Source organism: Edwardsiella sp. A.80236 (assembly GCF_044540725.1).
Lineage (GTDB): Bacteria > Pseudomonadota > Gammaproteobacteria > Enterobacterales > Enterobacteriaceae > Edwardsiella > Edwardsiella tarda.
Map to the genome: position 1 here is coordinate 1 of NZ_JBIUCY010000074.1, position 612 is coordinate 612.

Sequence of the window (612 nt, forward strand, 5' to 3'; positions counted from 1 at the left end):
GATTATCCGTTTCAGTTTGCCATGATCGCATTCAATCACGTTGTTCCGGTACTTAATCTGTCGGTGTTCAACGTCAGACGGGCACCGGCCTTCGCGTTTGAGCAGAGCAAGCGCGCGACCATAGGCGGGCGCTTTATCCGTGTTGATGAATCGCGGGATCTGCCACTTCTTCACGTTGTTGAGGATTTTACCCAGAAACCGGTATGCAGCTTTGCTGTTACGACGGGAGGAGAGATAAAAATCGACAGTGCGGCCCCGGCTGTCGACGGCCCGGTACAGATACGCCCAGCGGCCATTGACCTTCACGTAGGTTTCATCCATGTGCCACGGGCAAAGATCGGAAGGGTTACGCCAGTACCAGCGCAGCCGTTTTTCCATTTCAGGCGCATAACGCTGAACCCAGCGGTAAATCGTGGAGTGATCGACATTCACTCCGCGTTCAGCCAGCATCTCCTGCAGCTCACGGTAACTGATGCCGTATTTGCAGTACCAGCGTACGGCCCACAGAATGATGTCACGCTGAAAATGCCGGCCTTTGAATGGGTTCATGTGCAGCTCCATCAGCAAAAGGGGATGATAAGTTTATCACCACCGACTATTTGCAACAGTGCC

General features: G+C 53.4%; 1 protein-coding gene. It reads right to left on the bottom strand.

Features of this window, described 5'->3' with window-relative positions; all coding sequences use genetic code 11:
• Nucleotides 1-549: IS6-like element IS26 family transposase (locus tag ACEQFP_RS17540; RefSeq protein WP_016247604.1), on the bottom strand; the 549-nt coding region annotated here is incomplete at its 3' end.
• Nucleotides 550-612: the final 63 nt, after the last annotated feature.